General features: G+C 58.7%; 19 protein-coding genes. 6 read left to right on the forward strand and 13 right to left on the reverse strand.

Annotated features, from left to right (window positions below; translation table 11 throughout):
• Positions 1–2 precede the first annotated feature (2 nt).
• Positions 3–3,503 carry a DNA polymerase III subunit alpha gene (dnaE, locus tag K529_RS11060; protein WP_005619766.1) on the reverse strand — a complete coding sequence of 1,167 codons (3,501 nt, stop codon included), beginning with the start codon at positions 3,501–3,503 and terminating at the stop codon, positions 3–5.
• 192 nt (positions 3,504–3,695) lie between these two features.
• On the opposite strand from dnaE, the gene K529_RS11065 reads away from it, so the two are divergent.
• From K529_RS11065 to K529_RS11075, 3 genes are all read left to right on the forward strand, one after another.
• Positions 3,696–4,568, forward strand: a complete 873-nt coding sequence (locus K529_RS11065) for an S-methyl-5'-thioadenosine phosphorylase (RefSeq protein WP_005619767.1) — start codon at positions 3,696–3,698, stop codon at positions 4,566–4,568.
• 124 nt (positions 4,569–4,692) lie between these two features.
• Positions 4,693–5,232, forward strand: a complete 540-nt coding sequence (locus K529_RS11070; protein WP_005619769.1) for an adenine phosphoribosyltransferase — start codon at positions 4,693–4,695, stop codon at positions 5,230–5,232.
• A gap of 215 nt (positions 5,233–5,447) precedes the next feature.
• Positions 5,448–5,930 (forward strand): fasciclin domain-containing protein, encoded by a 483-nt coding sequence (locus tag K529_RS11075; protein ID WP_005619772.1) that lies wholly within the window; start codon positions 5,448–5,450, stop codon positions 5,928–5,930.
• Positions 5,931–5,999: 69 nt separating this feature from the next.
• On the opposite strand, the gene K529_RS11080 is transcribed toward K529_RS11075, so the two are convergent.
• The 11 genes from K529_RS11080 to coxB all read right to left on the reverse strand — a co-directional run bounded on the left by K529_RS11080 (position 6,000) and on the right by coxB (position 15,841).
• A complete protein-coding gene (locus tag K529_RS11080) occupies positions 6,000–6,602 on the reverse strand; it encodes a methyltransferase family protein (RefSeq protein ID WP_005619774.1) in 603 nt (200 codons plus the stop codon).
• Between the two features lie 115 nt (positions 6,603–6,717).
• Entirely contained in the window at positions 6,718–8,133 is a 1,416-nt protein-coding gene (locus tag K529_RS11085; RefSeq protein WP_198528093.1) for an FAD-binding oxidoreductase, read from the reverse strand.
• A 76-nt stretch (positions 8,134–8,209) separates the two neighbouring features.
• A complete protein-coding gene (locus tag K529_RS11090; RefSeq protein WP_005619779.1) occupies positions 8,210–8,800 on the reverse strand; it encodes a GNAT family N-acetyltransferase in 591 nt (196 codons plus the stop codon).
• Positions 8,800–10,062 (reverse strand): M16 family metallopeptidase, encoded by a 1,263-nt coding sequence (locus K529_RS11095; RefSeq protein WP_005619782.1) that lies wholly within the window; start codon positions 10,060–10,062, stop codon positions 8,800–8,802. The genes K529_RS11090 and K529_RS11095 overlap by 1 nt, the downstream gene beginning before the upstream one ends.
• Positions 10,059–11,450 carry a threonine synthase gene (gene thrC / locus K529_RS11100; protein ID WP_005619785.1) on the reverse strand — a complete coding sequence of 464 codons (1,392 nt, stop codon included), beginning with the start codon at positions 11,448–11,450 and terminating at the stop codon, positions 10,059–10,061. The genes K529_RS11095 and thrC overlap by 4 nt, the downstream gene beginning before the upstream one ends.
• 14 nt (positions 11,451–11,464) lie before the next feature.
• Complete coding sequence (locus K529_RS11105; RefSeq protein WP_005619788.1) at positions 11,465–12,127, reverse strand: SURF1 family protein; 663 nt, start codon at positions 12,125–12,127, stop codon at positions 11,465–11,467.
• Between the two features lie 139 nt (positions 12,128–12,266).
• Positions 12,267–13,082, reverse strand: a complete 816-nt coding sequence (locus K529_RS11110) for a cytochrome c oxidase subunit 3 (protein WP_005619791.1) — start codon at positions 13,080–13,082, stop codon at positions 12,267–12,269.
• A gap of 25 nt (positions 13,083–13,107) precedes the next feature.
• Positions 13,108–13,695: a cytochrome c oxidase assembly protein gene (locus K529_RS11115; RefSeq protein WP_005619794.1), complete on the reverse strand. Its 588-nt coding sequence runs from the start codon at positions 13,693–13,695 to the stop codon at positions 13,108–13,110.
• A 4-nt stretch (positions 13,696–13,699) separates the two neighbouring features.
• The gene (locus tag K529_RS11120; RefSeq protein ID WP_005619797.1) at positions 13,700–13,861 is read right to left on the reverse strand and encodes a hypothetical protein; all 162 of its coding nucleotides are present in this window, start codon (positions 13,859–13,861) and stop codon (positions 13,700–13,702) included.
• Between the two features lies 1 nt (position 13,862).
• Positions 13,863–14,804, reverse strand: a complete 942-nt coding sequence (cyoE, locus tag K529_RS11125) for a heme o synthase (RefSeq protein WP_005619799.1) — start codon at positions 14,802–14,804, stop codon at positions 13,863–13,865.
• A gap of 122 nt (positions 14,805–14,926) precedes the next feature.
• Positions 14,927–15,841 (reverse strand): cytochrome c oxidase subunit II, encoded by a 915-nt coding sequence (coxB, locus tag K529_RS11130; protein ID WP_005619800.1) that lies wholly within the window; start codon positions 15,839–15,841, stop codon positions 14,927–14,929.
• A gap of 181 nt (positions 15,842–16,022) precedes the next feature.
• Between coxB and tldD the strand changes: the two genes are divergently transcribed.
• The 3 genes from tldD (at position 16,023) to topA (ending at position 21,744) form a co-directional block, all read left to right on the forward strand.
• On the forward strand, positions 16,023–17,444 hold the full coding sequence (gene tldD / locus K529_RS11135) for a metalloprotease TldD (RefSeq protein WP_005619802.1): 1,422 nt from the start codon (positions 16,023–16,025) through the stop codon (positions 17,442–17,444).
• 342 nt (positions 17,445–17,786) lie between these two features.
• Positions 17,787–18,935, forward strand: a complete 1,149-nt coding sequence (gene dprA, locus K529_RS11140; RefSeq protein WP_005619804.1) for a DNA-processing protein DprA — start codon at positions 17,787–17,789, stop codon at positions 18,933–18,935.
• Between the two features lie 139 nt (positions 18,936–19,074).
• Complete coding sequence (topA, locus tag K529_RS11145; protein WP_005619805.1) at positions 19,075–21,744, forward strand: type I DNA topoisomerase; 2,670 nt, start codon at positions 19,075–19,077, stop codon at positions 21,742–21,744.
• A 103-nt stretch (positions 21,745–21,847) separates the two neighbouring features.
• Here the strand turns inward: topA and K529_RS11150 are convergent, their stop codons facing one another.
• Entirely contained in the window at positions 21,848–22,432 is a 585-nt protein-coding gene (locus tag K529_RS11150) for a TetR/AcrR family transcriptional regulator (RefSeq protein WP_046002097.1), read from the reverse strand.
• Between the last annotated feature and the right edge of the window lie 52 nt (positions 22,433–22,484).

Raw genomic sequence — 22,484 nt, forward strand, 5'->3', positions numbered from 1 at the left:
CCTCAAATCTCCTCCACATCCATCACACCCTCAAGGCTTTTGAGCGCGCCTTTGATTTGCGGATTGATCGGGAACAGCTGGCCAAGATCCATTTCCACATCTCCCGGCAGGTTCGGGTCCTGCAAATAGACGTAGATCTCACCGGGGCTGGCATTCTTTGCAGCCTTCTTCGCATCCTCCAGCACCGTCGCCACCGTCGCCACCGCCGAGGCACTCTCCAGGTAGACTCGCAGACTGGATCGACCCGCATCGGCAATCGCAGAGTCCACGGGCCCTGCCGAGCGCATCAACAGCTTCAGCTGATCGCTTTCCATAGTGGCCTCGGCCGTGATCACCACTTTCGATCCGGTTTCCAGATGATCGCGGCTTTTCTCCAGCACATCAGAGAAAATCGTCACCTCATAAGCGCCCGTGGTGTCGGATAGCTGCGCGAAGGCAAAGCGATTGCCGCGTGCGGATTTACGCTCCTGCCGCCCCGCCACAACGCCCGCCATCTTCGCCATGAAGGGGCCGCGCTCCGCTTTCGCCATCACCTCGTCCAGCGTCATCACGTCTTTGCGTTTGAGCGCAGGCATGTAGTCATCCAGCGGGTGCCCGGTCAGATAAAAACCAACCGCCTTGAACTCCTCGCTCAGACGTTCGGCTGGCAGCCAATCGGGGACTCCCGCCATACGCGGCTCCGGCAAGTCATCGCCCGCCTCGCCGAACAAGGAGACTTGGTTGGAATTCTTCTGCTCCTGAATGGCGGCAGAATATTGCACCAGCCCCTCAAGGCTCTCAAACACACGGCGGCGGTTGCTGTCCAGCACGTCAAACGCCCCGGCACGCGCGAGCATCTCTAGCGGGCGCTTACCCACACGTTTCAGATCCACCCGACGGGCAAAATCATAAAGCGTCACAAATGGCTGATCGCCCCGCGCTGTCACGATCAGGTTCATGGCATCGACGCCGACGTTCTTGAGCGCGCCCAGCGCATAGATCAGTTCCCCGTCGACCACGTCAAAGGTCGCAAGCGAGCGGTTGATGTCTGGCGCTGCATACGGAAGCTGAAGCCCTTTCTTCACTTCCTCAAAGTAGATCGCGAGCTTTTCCGTGAGGTGAATATCGCAGTTCATGACGCCAGCCATGAACTCCACCGGGTGGTTCGCTTTCAACCACGCGGTTTGATAGGACACCACCGCATAGGCTGCCGCGTGCGATTTGTTAAAGCCGTAGTTGGCGAACTTCTCCAGAAGGTCGAAAACCTCCGAGGCCTTTTTCTTGTCGACGCCGTTTTCCGCCGCACCCTTCTCAAATTTCGGGCGCTCGGCGTCCATCGCCTCTTTGATCTTTTTACCCATCGCTCGACGCAACAGGTCCGCACCGCCAAGGCTATAGCCCGCCATGACCTGCGCGATCTGCATCACCTGTTCCTGATAAACGATAATACCTTGAGTCTCCTCAAGGATATGGTCGATCAGAGGATGCACCGAGGTGATCTTGCGCAGGCCATTTTTGACCTCGCAATAGACTGGAATATTCTCCATCGGGCCGGGACGATAAAGCGCCACAAGCGCCACGATGTCCTCGATACAGGTGGGTTTCATGCGCTTTAGCGCATCCATCATGCCGGTGGATTCCACCTGAAACACCGCCACCGTCTTCGCGCGCGAATAGAGGTTATAGGTCACCTCATCATCCAGTGGGATCAGGTTGATCTGGTTTTCCGCCCCCTCTGCGGGTTCATAAAGCTCGGTCCCGTCGGCGCCGATATGCAGATCCCGTCCCGATTTGAAAATCAGCTTCATCGCGTTTTCAATCACGGTCAGGGTCTTGAGGCCTAGGAAGTCGAACTTCACCAGTCCAGCCTGCTCCACCCATTTCATATTGAACTGGGTCGCGGGCATGTCGGAACGCGGATCCTGATAGAGCGGCACCAGCGCATCCAGAGGCCGGTCGCCGATCACAACCCCTGCCGCGTGGGTGGAGGCATTGCGCAGCAGACCCTCGACCTGCTGACCATAGGTAAGCAGCCGGTCCACTACCGGTTCATTGCGCGCCTGTTCCGCCAGCCGCGGCTCATCCTGCAGGGCTTTTTCAATGGAGACGGGTTTGACGCCTTCGACCGGGATCATCTTTGAGAGGCGATCCACCTGACCAAAGGGCATCTGCAGTACCCGGCCAATGTCGCGCACCGCAGCCTTGGACAAGAGCGCACCAAAGGTGATGATCTGCCCCACCTTGTCGCGACCGTACTTCTGCTGCACGTATTTGATCACCTCCTCGCGGCGATCCATGCAGAAGTCGATATCGAAGTCGGGCATGGAAACCCGTTCCGGGTTCAAGAAGCGTTCAAACAGCAGGCTGTAGCGCAGCGGATCAAGGTCGGTAATGGTCAGCGCATACGCCACCAGCGAACCCGCACCAGAACCCCGCCCCGGCCCCACCGGGATACCCTGCTCCTTGCCCCATTTGATAAAGTCTGCAACGATCAGGAAATAGCCAGGGAATCCCATGCTCTCAATGATACCCAGCTCAAAATCCAGCCGCTCCTGATATTTCTCAACTGGCACCGCATGAGGGATCACCGCGAGGCGCTGCTGCAGGCCCTCATTGGCCTGGCGCCTCAATTCATCCACCTCGTCATCGGCAAACTTCGGCAAAATCGGATCACGGCGATAGGCCATAAAAGCGCAGCGTTGCGCGATTTCCACCGTATTTTCAATCGCTTCCGGAAGATCTGCAAAGAGCGCGATCATCTCCTCTTGGCTTTTGAAATAATGTTGTGCGGTCAGACGGCGACGTGGTTCCGCCTGATCGACATAGGCCCCTTCGGCAATACAGATCAGCGCATCATGCGCCTCGTACATCTCGGTTTTGGGAAAATAGACGTCATTGGTCGCCACCAAGGGCAGATCCATCGCGTAGGCCATCTCCACATGGCCCCGCTCGGTCAGCGTTTCCGCCTCGGGTTGGCCGTCCTCGCCCGGATGGCGCTGCAGCTCTACATAAAGGCGGTTCGGGAACATCTCTTTCAGGCGCTGCATCAATGCCTCAGCGGCGGGGCGTTGTCCCTGCTGCAGCAGTTTGCCAATCGGCCCCTCCGGCCCGCCAGTGAGGCAGATTAAACCAGCGGAATTGGCCTCAAGCTCCTCAAGCGAGACCTGCGGCAACTGCCCGCCGTTGTTCACATAGAGGCACGAGGACAGCCGCATCAAATGCTCATAGCCCGCCTCATTCTGCGCCAACAGAACCACGGGTGCGGGAAATTTCGGCTTTTCGCCGGGATCGCTCTTTTCAAAGGTCAGATCGACCTGACAGCCAATGATGGGCTGAATCCCTGCCCCCGAGAGCGTCACGGAAAATTCCAGTGCTGCGAACATCGAATTGGTATCGGTGACTGCGATTGCGGGCATCTGATTGGATGTGCACAGATCCGGCAGTTTCTTCAGCCGAACGGCCCCCTCCAGCAGAGAGTATTCGGTGTGGGTACGCAGGTGAATGAATCGAGGAGAAGCTGTCATGGCCAGACCCTACCCCCGCGCGCGCAGGTGGGAAAGATATGATCGTCCGGCGGGACCTTTACGACCTCACCTCAGTTCCCATTGAACTGGGTACACCGCCTGCGAAAAAGACTGCCTGCAAGAGCACAAAACCTTGCCAGATCACATAGCTCTCAGCCATAGGTCTGCACAGACACCGCAGGAGAGATCCAAATGACCGAAACCATGATCGCTGTGATCGGCGGCTCAGGCATCTATGATATCGACGGGCTGGACGATGCCACCTGGACAACCGTTGAGACCCCTTGGGGGGCACCTTCGGATCAGATCCTGACCGGGCGCCTGGATGGCGTGAAGATGGCATTTTTACCCCGGCACGGTCGCGGCCATGTTCACGCCCCGACCGATGTGCCTTATCGCGCCAATATTGATGCGCTGAAACGTCTGGGCGCAACAGATGTGATCTCTGTTTCTGCCTGTGGGTCCTTCCGCGAGGAAATGGCTCCCGGCGATTTTGTCGTCGTCGACCAGTTCATTGACCGGACCTTTGCACGCGAGAAGAGCTTTTTCTCGTCTGGCTGCGTGGCCCATGTCGCGCTTGCACATCCCACATGCCCACGCCTGAGCGACGCCGTTGAGGACGCAGCCCGCGCCGCACAGATCAATGTGCACCGTGGCGGCACATATCTGGCGATGGAAGGACCGCAGTTCTCGACGCTGGCGGAATCCAAGATGTACCGCGAACAATGGGGCGCGGATGTGATTGGTATGACCAATATGCCAGAAGCGAAACTCGCCCGCGAGGCGGAGCTGTGTTATGCATCTGTTGCGATGGTTACCGACTACGACAGCTGGCACCCGGATCATGGCGAGGTCGATGTAACGGCCGTTATCGCCACGCTCAAAGGCAATTCCGAAAAGGGACGTGCCCTGATAAAAGGCCTGCCCGCCCGCCTTGGCACCACGCGCGCCCCCTGCCCCCATGGCTGCGACCGCGCGCTGGAATATGCGATAATGACGGCCAAGGAAAAACGCGACCCAGCACTTCTTGCTAAACTGGATGCGGTGGCGGGACGGGTTCTCTGAGGGTCGTTTTATGCAGATGAAGCTTGCATGAACGCCCTGCATCAGCCACACCGCCATGGTTCGGTCGGGGCTGATGTCTCCGCCTTGTCCGAGATTGCGAAGCCAGATCAGGGACCCCACCCCCATGAGCACCTCCAAGACCGTCAAAGACTACATCCGCACCATCGTCGATTTCCCTCATGAGGGGATCATGTTCCGCGATGTGACCACGCTGTTTGCCGACCCGCGTGGATTTCGCATGGCCGTGGATCAGATGCTGCACCCCTATGCGGGGCAGCGTATCGACAAGGTCGTAGGGCTTGAGGCGCGCGGCTTTATTCTGGGCGGCGCCATTGCGCATCAGCTGGGCACCGGTTTTGTGCCCGTGCGCAAGAAAGGCAAATTGCCCGGCGCAACCATTTCTCAGGAATACAAACTGGAATACGGCGAGGCGGTCGTAGAACTGCACAAGGACGCCATCCAGCCCGGCGAGAAAATCCTCGTGGTGGATGACCTGCTTGCCACCGGTGGTACGGCAGGTGCAGGGATCAAGCTGATCGAGAAACTCGGCGGCGAGATCATTTCCTGCTCGTTCATCATCGATCTGCCGGAACTTGGCGGTCGCAAACATCTCGAAAGCCTCGGGATGGATGTGCATGTTCTTTGTGAATTTGAGGGTCTGTAAGGCGAAAATCTCGCCCAGATTACTCACGCCAGATCACAGCTTCACACGCAAGCGTGATTGGATTTCCAAAAAGCTCCCGGCTTAGGGGGCTTTTTCTTTGTGTCAAACCAACACTGGCAAAGATCCGCCAGATCCAGAAACGGCGCTGTTTCGTTGTCCTACACAGATGCCGCGGCCGCGGCGTCCAACGTGATAGAGACAAGAGGAGTTACCCCATGTTCCGCAAGTTTGCACTCGGTACCGTCGCCAGCTTTGCCGTCGCCACCGCTGCCTTCGCCGACGGCCATTCCAAAGACATCGTTGATATCGCATCAGGCAATGACAATTTCGACACATTGGTTGCTGCTGTTTCCGCTGCCGATCTGGTGGAGACACTGAAAGGCGATGGCCCGTTCACCGTGTTTGCCCCGACCGACGCCGCCTTTGAAGCCCTGCCGGAGGGCACCGTCGAGGAACTGCTGAAACCTGAAAACAAGGAGCAGCTCATTTCCATCCTCACCTACCATGTGGTGCCGGGCAAGGTGATGTCCTCGGATCTGACGGACGGCATGAAAGCCGCCACCGTGCAGGGCGCTGAGATCACTGTCGACATCGATGGCGGTGCCATGGTGGATGAGGCAAAGGTGATTCAGGCTGATATTGAAGCCGCAAACGGCATCATCCACGTAATCGACAAGGTCATCATGCCGGGCAGCTAGTGCCTTCTGACCGCACCACATCACTCACGGATCGAGAGGAGCCTTCGGGCTCCTCTGCTTTTGGCCTCTTCAGGGCAGGCGCAGCCAGCGCGGCACATTCGCTGTGTATCGCATGAATGCCTCTCCATGGGCCTTGAGCAATGCCGCCTCTTCACTGCGGATCTGCATCTGCGCTGAGGCGATGAACAGCATTACACCGAACACGCCTGCCAGTGTCGGCACCGCCAATGCCACGCCAATCAAAAGCGCCGCCTGACCTACAAAAGTCGGATTGCGCGACAGGGTGAACAAACCGGCGCTCACCAACTCTCCGACGGCATCGTTGGAGACACCAACACGCCACGATGCGCCCATCGCCATCTGTGCGGCAAACGCAAACCCGGCACCACAAATGGCCAACATATGCCCGATGAAGGTCAACCAAGGATATCCGCTCCACCCGCCGAGGCTGAGTGCAGAAAGATCTGGCATCAACGCCCAGATCACAGGCCCCAACAGCGCCAAGGCAAAGCTGGCACGAAACCCCAAAGCAGCGATGCGATCCCGCCCTCGCGCCGCCCCAAAGAGCCATACAGAACGTCCCGCAGCCTTTGAGGCCAGTCTTGACCCTGCCAAGAGGGACAAGATGTAAAATGCGAGCACCAAAACACTCGCGGCTTGCAATAGGGACATTTTAGACCTCAACACATTGAACTAATTAAATACTGCGTGCTCTATCTGGGTCTTCAGTGGGCAAGGCTGCAATGCAGGGGGCATCACATATCCGTGATAATCGTAAGTCTGGGCGCTATCGCATCACAGCGCCGGGGTTCATGATGCCATGTGGATCAAGCGCCTGTTTGATGGCCCGCATCGCCGCGAGCTTAACGGGGTCACCATAGCGTTCAAGATCACCGACCTTCATACGCCCGATCCCATGTTCTGCACTCATGGACCCGCCATAATCATAGACCAGATCGTGGATGATACGTTTGACCTCCCCGCGCAGCGCCTCGTATTCCGCACGTGACCGCCGGGCACCGGGAAAGACGTTGTAATGCAAGTTACCGTCTCCCAAATGACCAAAGCAATTGATTCTAAGAGAAGAATCCAGTTCATAGATGGCTTTCCAGCCGGCGGGAATGAACTCTGGTATCCGCGATATCGGCACCGAGATGTCATGGCTCGACACAGACCCGATCAGACGGTTCGCTTCGGGAATATGTTCCCGCACGGCCCAAAGCGACTGACGTTGAGCTTCGGATTGTGCGATAACACCATCCTCTGCAAGCTCCGCCTCCATCGCGTGCCCAAAGAGGTCAGCGAGTGCGTCTTCGGCATCTTGCCCCTTACCCAGACCCAGCTCAATCAAAACGCACCACTCGGGGCGGGGATCAAAGGGTTGACGCAGTTCGGGGAGCTTCTCAGCCAGAAAGTCCAAACCCTGACGGTGAATTAGCTCAAACGCGCTCACCCCCTCACCCACCGCGTCGCGCACCATTGCCAGCAACTCCACTGCAGCGGCAGGGTCGCGCACGGTGAAAATAGCGGTGCCAGCATTGGCGGGAATGGGAGAGAGTTTCAGCGCGGCGGCCGTGATCACCCCCAAGGTGCCCTCCGCGCCAATCAACAGGTTTTTCAGATCGTAACCGGTGTTGTCTTTTCTGAGCCGCGACAGACCATGCCAGACCTCTCCTGTAGGCAGCACGGCCTCCAGCCCAAGGCAAAGATCACGCGTATTGCCATACCGCAGCACATTCACGCCGCCCGCATTGGTTGAAAGATTGCCGCCAATCTGGGCGGTGCCTTCTGCAGCAAGCGAAAGCGGAAACAGACGCCCGGCACCCGTTGCAGCTGCCTGCACCTCCGCGAGCACCGCCCCAGCCTCTGCAATCAGCACGTTTTCTTGCGGATACACCGCACGAATTTTGCGCATCCGTTCGAGTGATAGAAGGATTGGTGTAGTGCCTTCCGGCATCACTTGCCCGCCCACAAGACCAGTCCCGCCACCGTAGGGTACCACGCCAACACGCGCCACATGGGCGGCTTGGATTATCTCTGCGACCTCTTGAGTATTACGCGGCAGGGCAACGGCTGCAGCCTGCCCGCTGTAGCGCCCACGAGGTTCTTCGAGATAACGCGCATCAGGTCTACGCAGCGTATCCGCAGGCAAGCGGGCAGACAGAGCATCAAGGAAAGCGGGATCAGCGGATTTCAATGTCATAAGCAATGCATCCGAAATCCACGCCATAAAGGCAAGCCCGGTTGCTCCGGTCTTCTGTCGTCTTCGCAACGGCCGATCAGGCTTGCCCCACCATCGTTTTGCCACGCCTGTCATTGCGCAGTGCGGCATAAAGCACATGGGTGCGCCAGCGGCCATTGATCTGCAAATAAGACTGCGCCACACCTTCGTATTTGAAACCGGAACGCTCCAAGAGCCCACGAGAGGCGGCGTTTTCCGGCAGGCAGGCGGCCTCGATCCGGCTCAGGTCTAGACGGGTGAAAGCATGGTGTACCACCGCGCCGATGGCTTCGCGCATGTACCCCCGGCGGGAAAATTGCGCGCCAGTCCAATACCCGATGGTGCCTGCCATCGCAGGACCGCGCCGGATATTATCCAGCGTGATGGCCCCAACCAGATGATCGTCCTCGCGCCGGATCAGGAACAGCGGCAGGGCCGACCCTTGCGCAATTGACCGCTTGGCCCAGTAGACCCGGTTGGTAAAGGATTTGCGGCTGAGGTGATCGGGCGACCAAGCCGGTTCCCACGGAATCAGATGATCTTTGCTCTGCTGACGCAGAAAGGCCCAGTACCGGAAATCCGCGTGCACCGGCGGGCGGAGCGTCAGACGCTCCGTCTCCAGTTTCACCGTCCGACGGGCCAGAAGCATCAGGCAGCGCGCCTCCGGGCGATCTCCTCAAGGCTCGGCGCATCTGCGACAGGACCATAAAGAGCAAGGGCCGCAGGCGCTTCGCGCGCGATCTGTGCCGCCATGGCGCGTACGTCCGCAGTGGTCACCGCGTCGATTTTCTCGACTGTGGCCTCAAGGCTGGGCACGCGGTCCCAGATCTGCACCAGTCGTGCCAGACGTTCGGCACGGTTCGAAGGGCTCTCCAGCCCCATCAGCATGCCCGCCTTCATTTGCGCACGTGCGCGCTCAACCTCGGCATCCGACATATCATCAGCGGAGCGTTTGAGTTCGTCGACGGTGATACCCACCAGATCGGCTACTTGTTCGCCGGAGGTCCCCGCGTAAACGGTCATCATGCCCGTGTCCTCATAGGCGCCCGCCTGAGAGAAGATTGTGTAGCACAGGCCCCGCTTCTCGCGCACTTCCTGAAACAGCCGCGAGGACATGCCGCCACCAAGGGCCGCCGCATAGATCTGCGCGATATAGATATCGTCAGCGCGGTAGCTGGGGCTTTCAAAGGCCAGCGCCACATGAGCTTGCTCCAGCGCCTTGTCGCGCCGGGCCTCACCGCCGACAAAGCTGGCGGTCTCCACAACGTCCTGCTGTTTGGGTTCCAGATCGCCAAACATCTCTGTCGCGGCCTTGACCAGCCGATCGTGATCGACCGCACCGGCTGCCGACAGGATCATCTGGCCGGGGCCGTAGTGTTCGGCCACAAAACGGCGCAGGTCTTCCTTGGTAAAGCTGCGCACCCGTTCGGCGGGACCGAGGATCGAGCGGCCAATGGCCTGATCGCGGTAGCTTTCTTCTTGTAGCCAGTCGAAGATAATGTCGTCCGGCGTGTCCAGCGCCTGACCGATCTCTTGCAGAATCACGCCGCGCTCAACTTCGATCTCGCGCTCATCAAAGACCGAGTTCAGAACGATATCCCCAATCACGTCGAGCGCGAGGTCCACATCGTCCTTCAGCACGCGCGCGTAATAGGCCGTGACCTCGCGACTGGTATAGGCGTTGATATAGCCGCCCACGTCCTCAATGGCCTCGGCAATCTGCAGTGCGGTGCGCCGCTTCGTGCCCTTGAACGCCATATGTTCAAGGAAATGGGCCACCCCATTCTGTTCGAGCCGCTCGTGGCGGCCCCCTGCCGAAACCCAGATACCAAGGGCTGCGGATTGCAGCCCCGGCATATACTCAGTGACGATACGAAACCCGTTTGGCAGGGTGTCTTGTTTAACGGTCAATTGGCGATGTGCTTTCTGATGTGATCTTCGATGGTGCCAAGATCATTGGCGATCCGGGTCACCCGTTCCGACCTTTCATACAGATCTGCCATGCGGGGGGGAAGAGGCGGATGCACGCCAGAGGCATCTTCAACCGCTGCCGGGAATTTCGCCGGATGCGCGGTGGCGAGCGTGACCATGGGCACACCGTCCTGAAGGTGCTCATTGGCGACCTTCACACCCACCGCACCATGGGGGCACAACAGCTCGCCCGAGGCGGCCAGTTCCGATTTGATGGTCGCGGAGGTCTCCTCCTCGGAGGCGCGGCCGGAGGTGTAGATCTCGCTCAGCGCCTGCATTGCGCCTTGGCTCACGTTGAAGCCACCACCGGTTTTCAGCTCGTCCATCAACTGCGCTACGGCCGCACCGTCCTGATCGTAGGCGTAAAACAAGGCCCGCTCGAAGTTCGAAGACACCTGAATATCCATCGAGGGCGAAATCGACGGGATGGTTTCGCCTTTGAAATACCCCTCGCCCGAGAGGCAGCGATGCAGGATGTCGTTCTGATTGGTGGCCACCACGAGCTGTTCGATCGGCAGGCCCATTTGACGCGCAATGAAGCCTGCAAAAATGTCACCGAAGTTGCCGGTGGGCACGGTGAAGGACACCTTGCGATGCGGCGCACCAAGCGCCACGGCGGCGGTGAAATAGTAGACCACCTGCGCCAGCACGCGGGCGAAGTTGATCGAGTTCACCCCCGCCAGATGCACCGAATCGCGGAAATCGAAATCGTTGAACATGTCTTTGACCGCAGCCTGACAATCGTCGAAATCGCCATCCACGGCGAGTGCGTGGACATTGGCGTCATCCGGCGTGGTCATCTGGCGGCGCTGCACTTCCGACACGCGGCCATGCGGGTACATGATAAAGACGTTGACCGCATCCAGACCCCGAAACGCCTCGATCGCCGCCGACCCCGTATCGCCAGAGGTCGCGCCGACGATGGTCACGCTGTCGCCCCGACGCTTGAGCGCGACCTGAAACAGCTGACCAATGAGCTGCATGGCGAAATCCTTGAACGCCAGCGTCGGGCCGTGGAACAGCTCCAGCAGGAAATGGTTCGAGGCCATCTGTTTCAGCGGCGCGCGGGCGGCATGTTCAAACCCTGCATAGGCGCGGGCGATGATGCCCTTGAACTCGTCTTCGCTGAAAGAGCCGGACACATAGGGCCACATCACGCGATAGGCGACTTCCTCATAAGGAAGCCCTGCAAAACCCGCAATTTCCTCAGCAGAGAGCGTTGGGATCTCTGCCGGGACATAAAGTCCGCCGTCACGGGCAAGCCCCGTCAGCATCGCTTCTTCGAAGGTGAGTTCAGGCGCTTGGCCGCGGGTGGAGATATATTTCATGGCGTCAGTTCCTGTCAGGTTTTGGCGCGCGTACGCAAGAGAAAGGCGGCGGTCATGGCCGCCCAGATCAGGGCGAGCGAGAACCATGTGATGACATATTGCAGGTGGTTGTTCGGGATGCCTTCGGTAGAAACCGGCAGCGGCGTGGGATTTTCGGCCCCCGCACGCACCACGACCAACAGCGGTTCGGTGTTCAGACGGTCGGACATATAATCAATGTCGCGGGCATAGAGGATATTGGTGTCCTCTTCTGGCGTCGGGGTGGTCCAGTCGCCTTCATCCGGCCAAAGCAGATTTCCTGTAAGGTCTGCTGCCCCAGTGGGGCGCGTATCATCCTTATCCTTGGCCCGGATGTAGCCGCGATCCACAAGGATACGGCGGCCGGTGTCGGTCACGAAGGGGGAAATCACGCGGTAGCCCGCCCCCTGCGCTTCGGTGACCCAGAAGACATGCAATTCTTCGGGCTCGATCTCACCGGAGATCGTCACGGCGCGATACCGGTCCGCCTCGATCGTGGGGGCGTCCGGCAAGGGCACCGGCGCGGCTGCAATGCGCGTCTCGATGGTGGAGAGGATGTTTTCTTTCCACGTCAGCCGCTGCATCTGCCAGATACCCAGCGACACGAGCGCCACGAGGCCCAAGCCCCCGACCACTGCGAGAAAGATCACGCGCCGCATCAAACGACCCCTCCTGACCCGATTGCCATTTTCACCCCTGAGATATGCAAGAGGCGCGCGAGGTGATCCCCGCGCGCCCCGTTAGATACGTGCTGATTGCCGAAAGGAAAACCGCAATCATGTACCCGCTACATTGAGATCAGTGCGCCAGACCGGCGGTGCCCCAGATGTAGACGGCCACGAAGAGGAACAGCCAGACAACATCAACGAAGTGCCAGTACCATGCCGCCATCTCAAATCCGGCGTGCTGCTTCGGGGTGAAATCACCCTTCATTGCGCGGATCAGACAGACGATGAGGAAGATGGTACCCAAAATAACGTGGAAGCCGTGGAAGCCGGTCGCCATGAAGAAGTTGGAGTAGAATTCGTCACCGCCGAACTCCCAACCCTTGTGCAGCAGGTGTACATACTCGTAGCCCTGCAATGCGGTGAAGAAGATACCAAGCGCGATACCGATGGCGAGACCGTTGATCAGACCTTTGCGATCGTTTTCATGCACAAGCGCGTGGTGCGCCCATGTCACGGCACACCCGGACAGCAGCAGCACCAATGTGTTGATCAGCGGCAGATGGAAGGCATCGACCGGGTAAATGTCAGGCGCGACATATTCGCTGCCGACATAACGCTCCATGGGATACATGGCGTGTTTAAAGAAGGACCAGAACCACGCGAAGAAGAACATGACTTCGGACATAACGAAGAGAATGAACCCGTAGCGCAGGCCGATCAGAACAACTGGTGTGTGATCTCCCGCCTTGTTCTCAGCGACGGTCTCAGACCACCAGCAAAAGGCAGAATAGAGCACCGCAACGAGGCCGGCCCAGAACAGCCACGCGGTGACGTCGTGCATCCAAAGCACAGCGCCAAACAACATGACGAAGGCGCCAACGGAGCTCAGCAGCGGCCAAATTGAAGGCGGCAGAATGTGGAAGTCGTGATTTTTTGCATGCGCCATTTAAGTGTCCCTCACCAAAGCGGCCTTAGTTCAGTTCCGTCTCTGCCCCGGATGTGTCCCCGGTGTCGAGGGCAGCATAGCCCTCGGGCAGATCGATCTCATGAAATGTATACGACAAGGTGATCGTATGCACATATTTTGCCTCCGGGTCCTCGACGATCTCGGGGTCCACGAAGAAGGTCACGGGCATCATAACCCGCTCCCCCGGTTGCAGCACCTGCTCATTAAAGCAGAAACACTGAATTTTTTCAAAGTAGTAACCAGCTGAATACGGCGCAACGTTATACGACGCCTGCCCCGCAACCGGACGATCCGTAGGGTTGTAAGCTTCGTAGAATGCAAGACCGGTCTCCCCGATCTTCAACTCCATGATGCGCTCTACGGGTTTGAATTCCCATGGCATGCCTCGGTCTTTTGAGGCATCAAACCGTACTTTGATCGTCTTGTTCAGCACCTGATCGGAGCCAGCATCGGCCACCTGGGTGACGCCGCCAAATCCCGTGACACGACAAAACCAGTCGTAAAACGGCACTGAGGCCCACGCCAGACCACCCATCAGTGCGACCACACCAACGAGTTGGATCACTGTTTTTTTAGGACCGCTCATTGCCATGGGGTTACTCCGTGCCTTCAAATTCTGGGAAGGTGAAGCCTGCCGAGGTTACCTTGACCATGGTCAACGCCAACACCAGCACGACGAATCCCGCAAGCAGCAGGCCAACACCCACGTTGCGGCCTCTGCGGCGGCTGTGGATTTCGTGTTCTTTGCGCAGGCTCATATTACCAGCCTCCTAGTCCATAGGGTTTCAACAGCGCTTCCATCAGGATCGCGCCAAAGTGGAGGAACAGGTAGAGCAGCGACAGCTTGAAGAAAGAGCGCTCAACCTTGAAGTTATCCATCTCACAGATGTCTTCATCACGGCGCCAGATTTGAACAGCGCCCTTCAGGAACAGCGCATTAAGAACCAGCGCGACGGCCAGATAGATCGGTCCGCCTACGCCGGTAAAGGCCGTGGCGAGCGCAAAGATCGCGAGAATTACCGTATAGACAAGGATATGCTTGCGGGTGGAACGGCGTCCGTGGGTCACGGTCAGCATCGGCACATCCGCCATATCGTAGTCATTGCGCATGAAGAGGGCCAAGGCCCAAAAATGCGGCGGCGTCCAAAGGAAGGTCAACGCAAACATCAGCCACGGCTCGATCGACATGCTGCCGGTTGCAGCAATCCAGCCGATCACCGGCGGAAAGGCCCCTGCCGCACCACCGATCACGATATTCTGAGGCGTCGCGCGCTTGAGCCACATGGTGTAAACCACCACGTAAAAGAAGATGGTAAAGGCGAGAAACGCGCCTGCAAATACATTGGTCGCCAGCGCCAGCATGATCACAGACATGCCAGACAGTGCGAGCCCGAGGCTCAGCGCTTCGCCTTTATCGACCTTACCCGCAGGGATGGGGCGCGATTTGGTGCGTTTCATCACCTGATCGATGTCGGCATCCCACCACATGTTGAGCGCGCCTGAGGCACCGCCACCGATCGCAATGAACAAGATAGCCGCGAACCCAACAACGGGGTGTACCCCCATCGGTGCTGCCATCAGGCCAACGAACGCGGTAAACACCACCAGCGACATCACCCGAGGCTTCAGCAGCGCAAAGTAATCGCCAAAGGAGGCGTCCTCTTCGCGGGTCATGCTTGCGTTAATGCTGGCGTCAGTCATGTTTCAGGCTCTTCTCAGGTCAGTGACGACCACGCAGTTGGGCGTGGTCGTTCTTTGTCTAGGCCGAAGATACGCCGCCTTAGCACCTGATCGGGTGCAGCGTATCTACCGGATGAACGTGATCAGTTGGAGGCAACATCGTAGGACTGTGGCAGCCCTGCGTATTCCTCAATGGCACCGTTGAGCCATTCTTCATAGGCTTCTTCGCTCACGACTTTGACAGTGATCGGCATGTAGGCGTGGTCTTTGCCGCACAGCTCGGAACACTGACCGAAGTAGATGCCTTCTTTGGTGGGTTTGAACCACAGCTCTGCCAGACGACCGGGCACGCCATCTTGTTTCACACCAAATGCAGGCAGCGCCCAGGAGTGAATCACGTCTGCGGCGGTGACCTGCATCACGATGGTTTTGTTCACAGGAACAACCACTGCGGTGTTGGTTGCCAGCAGGAATTCATCGCCCGCATAACCCGCTTCTTCCAGTTTCAGCTTCATCGCGTCGTTGTAAACGAAGGGAGTCACATCTGCATCCGCTGGGCGTGCGCTTTCGTCAAGCGTCGCCGGGTGACCAATCAGATAGCTGTCAAACGCGAACTCGTGATCGACATATTCATAGCCCCAGTACCACTGGTAACCGGTGACCTTGATGGTCACGTCACCTTCTGGGATTTCCTGCTGGCGGAACAATTCAGGCAAGCTGAAGGAACCGATGACGATCAGCACCAGAATCGGAACCACGGTCCATGCAATTTCAATCGGGGTGTTGTGGGTAAAGCTCGCCGCATTTGGGTTGGCACGACGGTTAAACCGCAAGATTGCGTAGAGCAGCAGACCACCCACGAACACACAGATCGCGGTGATGATGATGAGAATCATGTGATCCAGCTGGTGAATGCCTTCTGCAAGTTCGGACGCCGCCGGCTGAAAACCGAGGTTACCGTCAGTCGGCTTACCAATGGTTTCCAGACCTTCTTGCGCCATGGCTGGAAGGCTAGAAAGGGCGGCGATAAAGCCCGAAAGCGTCAAAGCATTCTTCATGTCGTTTCCTGATCGCTTGATCGTTGCATGGATTGGGGTCGCGGAATCGTTTCGAAAAACTCTACCGCGCCCGTTGTCTTTGTTGCCGTTAAAAATCATATTCTCGGGAGGTTATAAAGAGGGTAGCGCGCGTCATAGCGTCTCTTTCTTGACTTAGATCAAAAAAATCGAGGCCGATTTGATGGATACAACCGCATTTTCCCCGTTTGAAACCACCCTCCCCGAGGATGAGGCTCTGCCGTTGTTGCGCCAAGCACTGGCTGGCGCCGACGATGGTGAGATCTTTGCCGAGCGTACAAAATCCGAAGCGCTGGTGTTTGATGATGGCCGTCTGCGCACCGCCAGCTACGATGCAGCAGAAGGATTTGGCCTGCGCGCCGTACGTGGTGAGGTGGCCGGGTACGCTCATTCGACCACCATGTCCATATCTGCATTGCAGCGCGCAGCCGAAACCGCAAGGCTTGCCGTGGGGGACGGTGGCGGCACCATGGCCCCTGCCCCGCAGGCGACCAATCAAAAGCTATATGGCGATCTCGACCCAATCGCAGCACAAGCATTCCCGGTCAAAGTAGAGACGCTGCGCGAGATTGACAGCTTTGCCCGCGAACTGGATTCGCGTGTGGTTCAGGTATCGGCAACGCTTGCCGCGTCCCTGCAGGAAATCGAAATTCTGCGCTCTGATGGCACCCGCGTGCGCGACGTGCGCCCGATGACGCGCGTGAATGTCTCAGTAATTGTGGAAGATGCCGGGCGGCGTGAAAGCGGCAGCGCCGGGGGCGGCGGGCGTGTTGGGCTCGATGGGCTGATCGAACCGCAAGACTGGCAGGCCAAAGCCCGCGAAGCCCTGCGCATCGCCTTGGTCAACCTAGAGGCCGAGCCTGCCCCTGCCGGGGAAATGGATGTGGTGCTTGGCCCCGGCTGGCCGGGAATCCTGCTTCATGAGGCCATCGGTCATGGGCTTGAGGGTGACTTTAATCGCAAAGGATCGTCCGCTTTTGCCGGGCTCATGGGCCAACGCATCGCAGCGCCCGGTGTCACAGTGTTGGACGATGGCGCCATTCCGGACCGGCGCGGCTCTATCACTGTCGACGATGAAGGCACGCCAAGCCAGAAAACCATATTGATCGAGGATGGCATCCTCGTGGGCTACATGCAGGATCGCCAGAACGCGCGCCTCATGGGAGTTGAGCCAACCGGCAACGGACGCCGTCAGAGCTATGCTCACGCCCCGATGCCGCGCATGACCAATACATATATGCTCGGCGGTGATGCCGTGCCTGAAGATCTGGTCAAGGACATCAAGGACGGGATTTGGGCCGTGGGATTCGGCGGCGGACAGGTGGATATCACCAATGGCAAGTTTGTCTTCTCCTGCACAGAAGCCTACCGCGTCAAAGACGGCAAGGTCGGAGCACCGGTCAAGGGGGCCACTTTGATCGGCGATGGGGCAACTGCCTTGCAGAAGATCCGAGGCCTTGGCAACGACATGGCGCTAGATCCCGGCATGGGCAACTGCGGCAAACAGGGCCAATGGGTGCCGGTTGGCGTGGGTCAACCCAGTGTCTTGATGGGCGGCTTGACGGTTGGGGGTTCGGCAACCTGACCGCCTGCCCTCAAAAACAGCACACGCATAAGACGACTCACCCGATCTGGGCGAGTCGTCTTTTCTTTTCAGCCCTCTAGGTGACCCAAGGGAAGTCCCTGCGCTCACGGCTCTTTAACAAATCACGGTTTTTTGGCCCTATTGAGTCCGAAAACCGGCCTGTGTTTACCATGAACCTTACGGCAAATCGCGGTCACCCATCATCGTGCAATATTTCACGACCCTTTGTTTTCAATGACATAGCCAAAAGTACCGAAAAATCTCGATAAACTTTCGCGATGTTCACCACCTGTTAACCTCTCAGGCCTTAATCCTAATATTGCAACAAGGCGAGGCGAGGGCATGACCGGAGAAGCATATTCTTCCACTCACCCCCCACTCCCACCCACCACGGAAGATCAAAGGTTTTCCTGGCTTCGCCTGTTGCGCTCCCGAGGCATCGGGACCGTGACCTTCTACCGGCTTCTGGCCGAGTATGGTTCAGCACAGAACGTGCTTGAAAAGCTGCCTGAAGTGGCAGCGACTTCAGGCGTCAAAGGGTATAAAACATACTCAAAAGATGCATTGGACGCCGAGTTTGAGAACGCAAAAGCCGCCAACGCGCGGCTTTTGTGCTATGGAGATGCCAATTATCCCAACCTGCTTGCCAACATCCCCAACCCTCCCCCGGCACTATGGGCGATCGGCGATCTGTCGCTTCTGGCACGGCCCGCGATTTCGATTGTAGGTGCGCGGAACGCCTCTTCACTGGGGCGGCGCATGGCCTATGGGCTGGCGCGGGATCTCGGAGAAGCGGGCTACCTCGTTGTATCCGGCCTTGCCCGAGGCATTGATGCCAGCGCCCATGAGGGGGCACTTGGCAGTGGAACGATTGCGGTTCAGGGCGGCGGCGTAGACATTATATATCCAAGTGAAAATGCACGCCTTGCCACAGCACTCGCAGAGCAAGGCCTGCGTCTTTCAGAACAGCCGATGGGGCTGCAACCGCAGGCCCGACATTTCCCACCTCGCAATCGTATCATCGCAGGGCTAGGCCTTGCGACAATCGTGGTAGAGGCCGCGATAAAATCCGGAAGCCTGATCACCGCCAGAGACGCTTTGGATCTGGGGCGTGATGTGATGGCCGTACCCGGCCACCCCTGCGATGGGCGCGCCAGTGGTGGCAATCTCCTGATCCGAGACGGTGCAACCTTAGTGCGCGATGCCCGTGATATCATTGACGCATTGCCGCCGATGCAGATGGAACGCGCCGTTCGGCGTCCGCACGCCAACGACCTCCCGTCGCCGCCACCAGAGCGACGCAGCCTGCGTCAGACCGCCGCGCTACACCAACAAATCCTAGACCGCCTTGCCGTCGCCCCCACCCCGGAAGGACAGCTGATCGATGATCTCGATACCCCCGCTCGAAAGATACGTACCGTGCTGACCGACCTTGAACTCTCTGGCGAAATTGGTCGTGGGCCGGGCGGCGTGATCATCAAAAAACGCTGAATCCACCCCTGCAACACATCATCATCAGCCATGGCTACACAGGCTGTTTTCTTCGCGTGGATTGACATTCTCCCCTTGCGCGACACATTTTGCCCGGCCATAGAGCCGATTGAACCCGTATGGAAAGGTGCCCAATTTTATGCCAGTCGTCGTCGTCGAATCCCCGGCCAAAGCCAAAACGATCAACAAGTATCTGGGCTCCGACTACACGGTTTTGGCATCCTACGGACATGTGCGCGACCTGCCCGCCAAGAACGGATCGGTCGAACCGGATGATGATTTTGCCATGACCTGGGAGGTCGGCAACGACTCTAAGAAACATGTGCGCGCCATTGCCGAGGCGCTCAAAAATGACAACGCACTGATCCTCGCGACTGACCCCGATCGCGAAGGCGAGGCGATCAGCTGGCACCTGCAAGAAGCGCTGACCAAGCGCCGGTCGATCAAGAAAGACACCGATGTCAAACGCGTGACCTTTAACGCGATCACCAAGGATGCCGTCGCTGAGGCGATGAAAAATCCCCGCGATGTGGATATGCCGCTGGTGGAGGCCTATCTGGCCCGCCGGGCACTCGACTATCTGGTGGGTTTCAACTTGTCACCCGTGCTGTGGCGCAAACTGCCCGGCGCGCGTTCTGCCGGGCGCGTGCAATCTGTCTGCCTGCGCCTGATCGTCGAACGTGAAATGGAGATTGAGGCGTTTAACCCTCAGGAATACTGGTCGGTACGTGCAAATCTCACCACCCCGCGCGGTCAGTCTTTTGAGGCGCGCCTGACAGTTCTGGGCGGCGAGAAGCTCGATAAATTCAGCCTCGCCAATTCCACTGCAGCCGAACTTGCGGTGCAGGCTGTTACAAGCCGCAAGATGTCGGTGCTGTCGGTCGAGGCCAAACCCGCTGCGCGCAACCCCTCTGCGCCGTTCATGACCTCGACCCTGCAACAGGAAGCGAGCCGTAAATTCGGCATGGGTGCAAAGCAATGTATGAACGCAGCGCAGCGCCTCTATGAGGCCGGTCTGATCACCTATATGCGGACAGACGGTATCGACATGGCCCCAGAGGCCGTGACTGCCGCGCGTGACGAAATCGCAAAACGCTACGGCAAGGACTATGTGCCGGGCGAGCCGCGCATCTATAAAAACAAAGCCAAGAACGCTCAAGAGGCGCACGAATGTATCCGCCCCACCGACATGAGCCGCGACGCCGCGAGCCTGAAAGTGACCGAGGACGATCAGCGCAAGCTTTATGATCTGATCTGGAAGCGCACATTGGCCTGCCAGATGGCCGGTGCCCGGTTGGAGCGCACCACGGTCGATATCGGCTCTGACGACAAACAGGTAGTGCTGCGTGCCACCGGTCAGGTGGTGCTGTTTGACGGTTTCATGCGCGTCTACGAAGAAGGCCGCGACGATGTGGTGGACGAGGACGACAAGCGCCTGCCCCAGATCATGCAGGGCGAGGCGCTGAAATTTGCAGGATCGCTTGCAGCGCAGGCTGAAAAAGCGGGCAAAGACGGCTCTGTCCTGTCGCAGGATGGCGCGACATTGGCGCTGCAACACCACACTCAACCGCCGCCGCGCTACACCGAGGCCACGCTGGTCAAACGCATGGAAGAATTGGGCATTGGCCGCCCCTCGACCTATGCCAGCGTCATCACCACGATCCAGGACCGCGAATATGTCCGCAAGGATAAAAACCGCCTGTTCCCCGAGGACAAGGGGCGGATCGTGACCATCTTTTTGCTGAACTTCTTTAAGCGCTACGTGGAGTATGACTTCACCGCGGCGCTGGAGAACCAGCTCGATGATGTGAGTGCAGGCGGCAAGGACTATAAGGAACTTCTGGATAGCTTCTGGCGCGATTTCTCGGCGGCGATTGCCGAGACATCCGATCTGCGCATCTCCGAGGTGCTGGACATCCTGGACGAGGCGCTTGCCCCCCAGCTCTATCCGCCGCGCGAAGATGGCGGCGACCCGCGCCTCTGCCCGAAATGCGGCGCGGGGCAGCTACACCTGAAATCCTCGCGCACCGGGGGTTTTGTGGGCTGTGGCAACTACCCCGAGTGCAACTACACCCGCCCGATCTCTGGTGAAGGCGCCGAAGGCTACGAGCGCATTCTGGGCGAGGATGATGGCGATGAGATCCATCTGAAATCCGGTCGCTTCGGCCCGTATGTGCAGCGCGGCGAGGCGACGCCTGAAAACAAGAAACCGCCACGCTCATCGCTGCCGAAACAGGGCAAGGACTACCTGCCGGGCTGGGGGCCCAACGATATCACGCTAGAGCAGGCGGTGACCTTGTTGACGCTGCCGCGCGAAATCGGCGCACATCCGGACGGGGGCGCAGTGTCCTCGAACCTCGGTCGTTTTGGCCCCTACATCATGCATCAGCGCCCGGACGAGGAAAAACCCGTCTATGTGAACCTCAAGGAAACGCTCGACGTCTTTGAAATCGGTATGAACCGCGCGGTGGAACTGCTGGCGGAAAAACGCGCCAATCCCGGTCGGGGCCGATCTGCCGCGGCCAAACCGCTGCGCGAGCTGGGCGAGCATCCCGACGACAAGGCGCCGGTGAACATCATGGATGGGCGCTACGGGCCCTATGTCAAATGGGGCAAGGTGAACGCCACATTGCCCAAGGACACCGAGGCCAAGGATGTGACCATGGACATGGCAGTCGAGCTATTGAACGAGAAGGCTGCCAAGTCCGGCAAGAAGAAAGCCCCGGCGAAAAAAGCGGCGACCAAAACGACCACTGCGAAGAAAAAAGCACCCGCAAAAAAGAAAGCGGCCAAAGCGTCAGGCGAGTAACCGCGAGGCGGGGGCGCTCTCGCCCGTCGCACCTGCATGAATATGCAGGCCCTCCCGTTGGGCCAAACGCCGCGCTGACGCGCGGCGTTTGGCGTTTGGCGTTTTACATCAGTGTAGTGCGCAAAAGCGCAGACATCGCGTCCTCAAAGATGTCCGCGCGCCCCTGCCCTTGTGCGATCGCAAGAGCGGCGCGGTCAAACGCTGCAGACAGAACCAGCGCGCGAGCCTCCAACTCCGGGTCGGACAGTGAAGGCTGTGCCGCGGCAAGCCCTGCTCGCAATGCCGCCCTGCCACCGCCGGCATCAATCCTGTCCATCTCCATCGCACCCAGCACCGCCGGGCCATCGATCAACAAAAGCTGTGCACGCCCTTCGCTTTGCATCGCGGCAAAGAACGCGCGGCTCCCCGCAGCCAATGCCTGCGTTTCATCCGCCTGCGTCCCGGCGGTGTCGATGGCGGTGCTGACGGCCTCTGCCTCGGCTTCCACCACCGCCCGGAACAGGGCCTGCTTGTCCTCAAAGTGGTGGTAGAGCGCGCCGCGCGTTGCCCCGGCCGCGCGCACGATTTCTGGTGTGCTGGCCTCGGCATAGCCTTTTTCCACAAAAAGCGCGCGCGCCGCCGCCATCAATCGCGCCCGCATCAGCGCGCGGCGTTTCGCATTCGGGGTGGATTTACTTTTCTCTTGCATACATGCAGCCTGTTTATTTATTAAAAACATACTGCCTGTATGTTACTCACGG

Source organism: Tritonibacter mobilis F1926, assembly GCF_000376545.2.
In the GTDB taxonomy this organism is placed as follows: Bacteria; Pseudomonadota; Alphaproteobacteria; order Rhodobacterales; family Rhodobacteraceae; genus Epibacterium; species Epibacterium mobile.

What these genes read in the sequence shown, in the direction of transcription:
- K529_RS11115 (WP_005619794.1), bottom strand. Translation starts at nt 13,695, where the DNA reads ATGGCAATGAGCGGTCCTAAAAAAACAGTGATCCAACTCGTTGGTGTG.
- dprA (WP_005619804.1), top strand. Translation starts at nt 17,787, where the DNA reads ATGACCGGAGAAGCATATTCTTCCACTCACCCCCCACTCCCACCCACC.
- thrC (WP_005619785.1), bottom strand. Translation starts at nt 11,450, where the DNA reads ATGAAATATATCTCCACCCGCGGCCAAGCGCCTGAACTCACCTTCGAA.
- coxB (WP_005619800.1), bottom strand. Translation starts at nt 15,841, where the DNA reads ATGAAGAATGCTTTGACGCTTTCGGGCTTTATCGCCGCCCTTTCTAGC.
- K529_RS11110 (WP_005619791.1), bottom strand. Translation starts at nt 13,082, where the DNA reads ATGGCGCATGCAAAAAATCACGACTTCCACATTCTGCCGCCTTCAATT.
- K529_RS11085 (WP_198528093.1), bottom strand. Translation starts at nt 8,133, where the DNA reads ATGACATTGAAATCCGCTGATCCCGCTTTCCTTGATGCTCTGTCTGCC.
- cyoE (WP_005619799.1), bottom strand. Translation starts at nt 14,804, where the DNA reads ATGACTGACGCCAGCATTAACGCAAGCATGACCCGCGAAGAGGACGCC.
- K529_RS11120 (WP_005619797.1), bottom strand. Translation starts at nt 13,861, where the DNA reads ATGAGCCTGCGCAAAGAACACGAAATCCACAGCCGCCGCAGAGGCCGC.
- K529_RS11065 (WP_005619767.1), top strand. Translation starts at nt 3,696, where the DNA reads ATGACCGAAACCATGATCGCTGTGATCGGCGGCTCAGGCATCTATGAT.
- topA (WP_005619805.1), top strand. Translation starts at nt 19,075, where the DNA reads ATGCCAGTCGTCGTCGTCGAATCCCCGGCCAAAGCCAAAACGATCAAC.
- K529_RS11150 (WP_046002097.1), bottom strand. Translation starts at nt 22,432, where the DNA reads ATGCAAGAGAAAAGTAAATCCACCCCGAATGCGAAACGCCGCGCGCTG.
- K529_RS11105 (WP_005619788.1), bottom strand. Translation starts at nt 12,127, where the DNA reads ATGCGGCGCGTGATCTTTCTCGCAGTGGTCGGGGGCTTGGGCCTCGTG.
- dnaE (WP_005619766.1), bottom strand. Translation starts at nt 3,503, where the DNA reads ATGACAGCTTCTCCTCGATTCATTCACCTGCGTACCCACACCGAATAC.
- K529_RS11090 (WP_005619779.1), bottom strand. Translation starts at nt 8,800, where the DNA reads ATGCTTCTGGCCCGTCGGACGGTGAAACTGGAGACGGAGCGTCTGACG.
- K529_RS11070 (WP_005619769.1), top strand. Translation starts at nt 4,693, where the DNA reads ATGAGCACCTCCAAGACCGTCAAAGACTACATCCGCACCATCGTCGAT.
- K529_RS11080 (WP_005619774.1), bottom strand. Translation starts at nt 6,602, where the DNA reads ATGTCCCTATTGCAAGCCGCGAGTGTTTTGGTGCTCGCATTTTACATC.
- tldD (WP_005619802.1), top strand. Translation starts at nt 16,023, where the DNA reads ATGGATACAACCGCATTTTCCCCGTTTGAAACCACCCTCCCCGAGGAT.
- K529_RS11075 (WP_005619772.1), top strand. Translation starts at nt 5,448, where the DNA reads ATGTTCCGCAAGTTTGCACTCGGTACCGTCGCCAGCTTTGCCGTCGCC.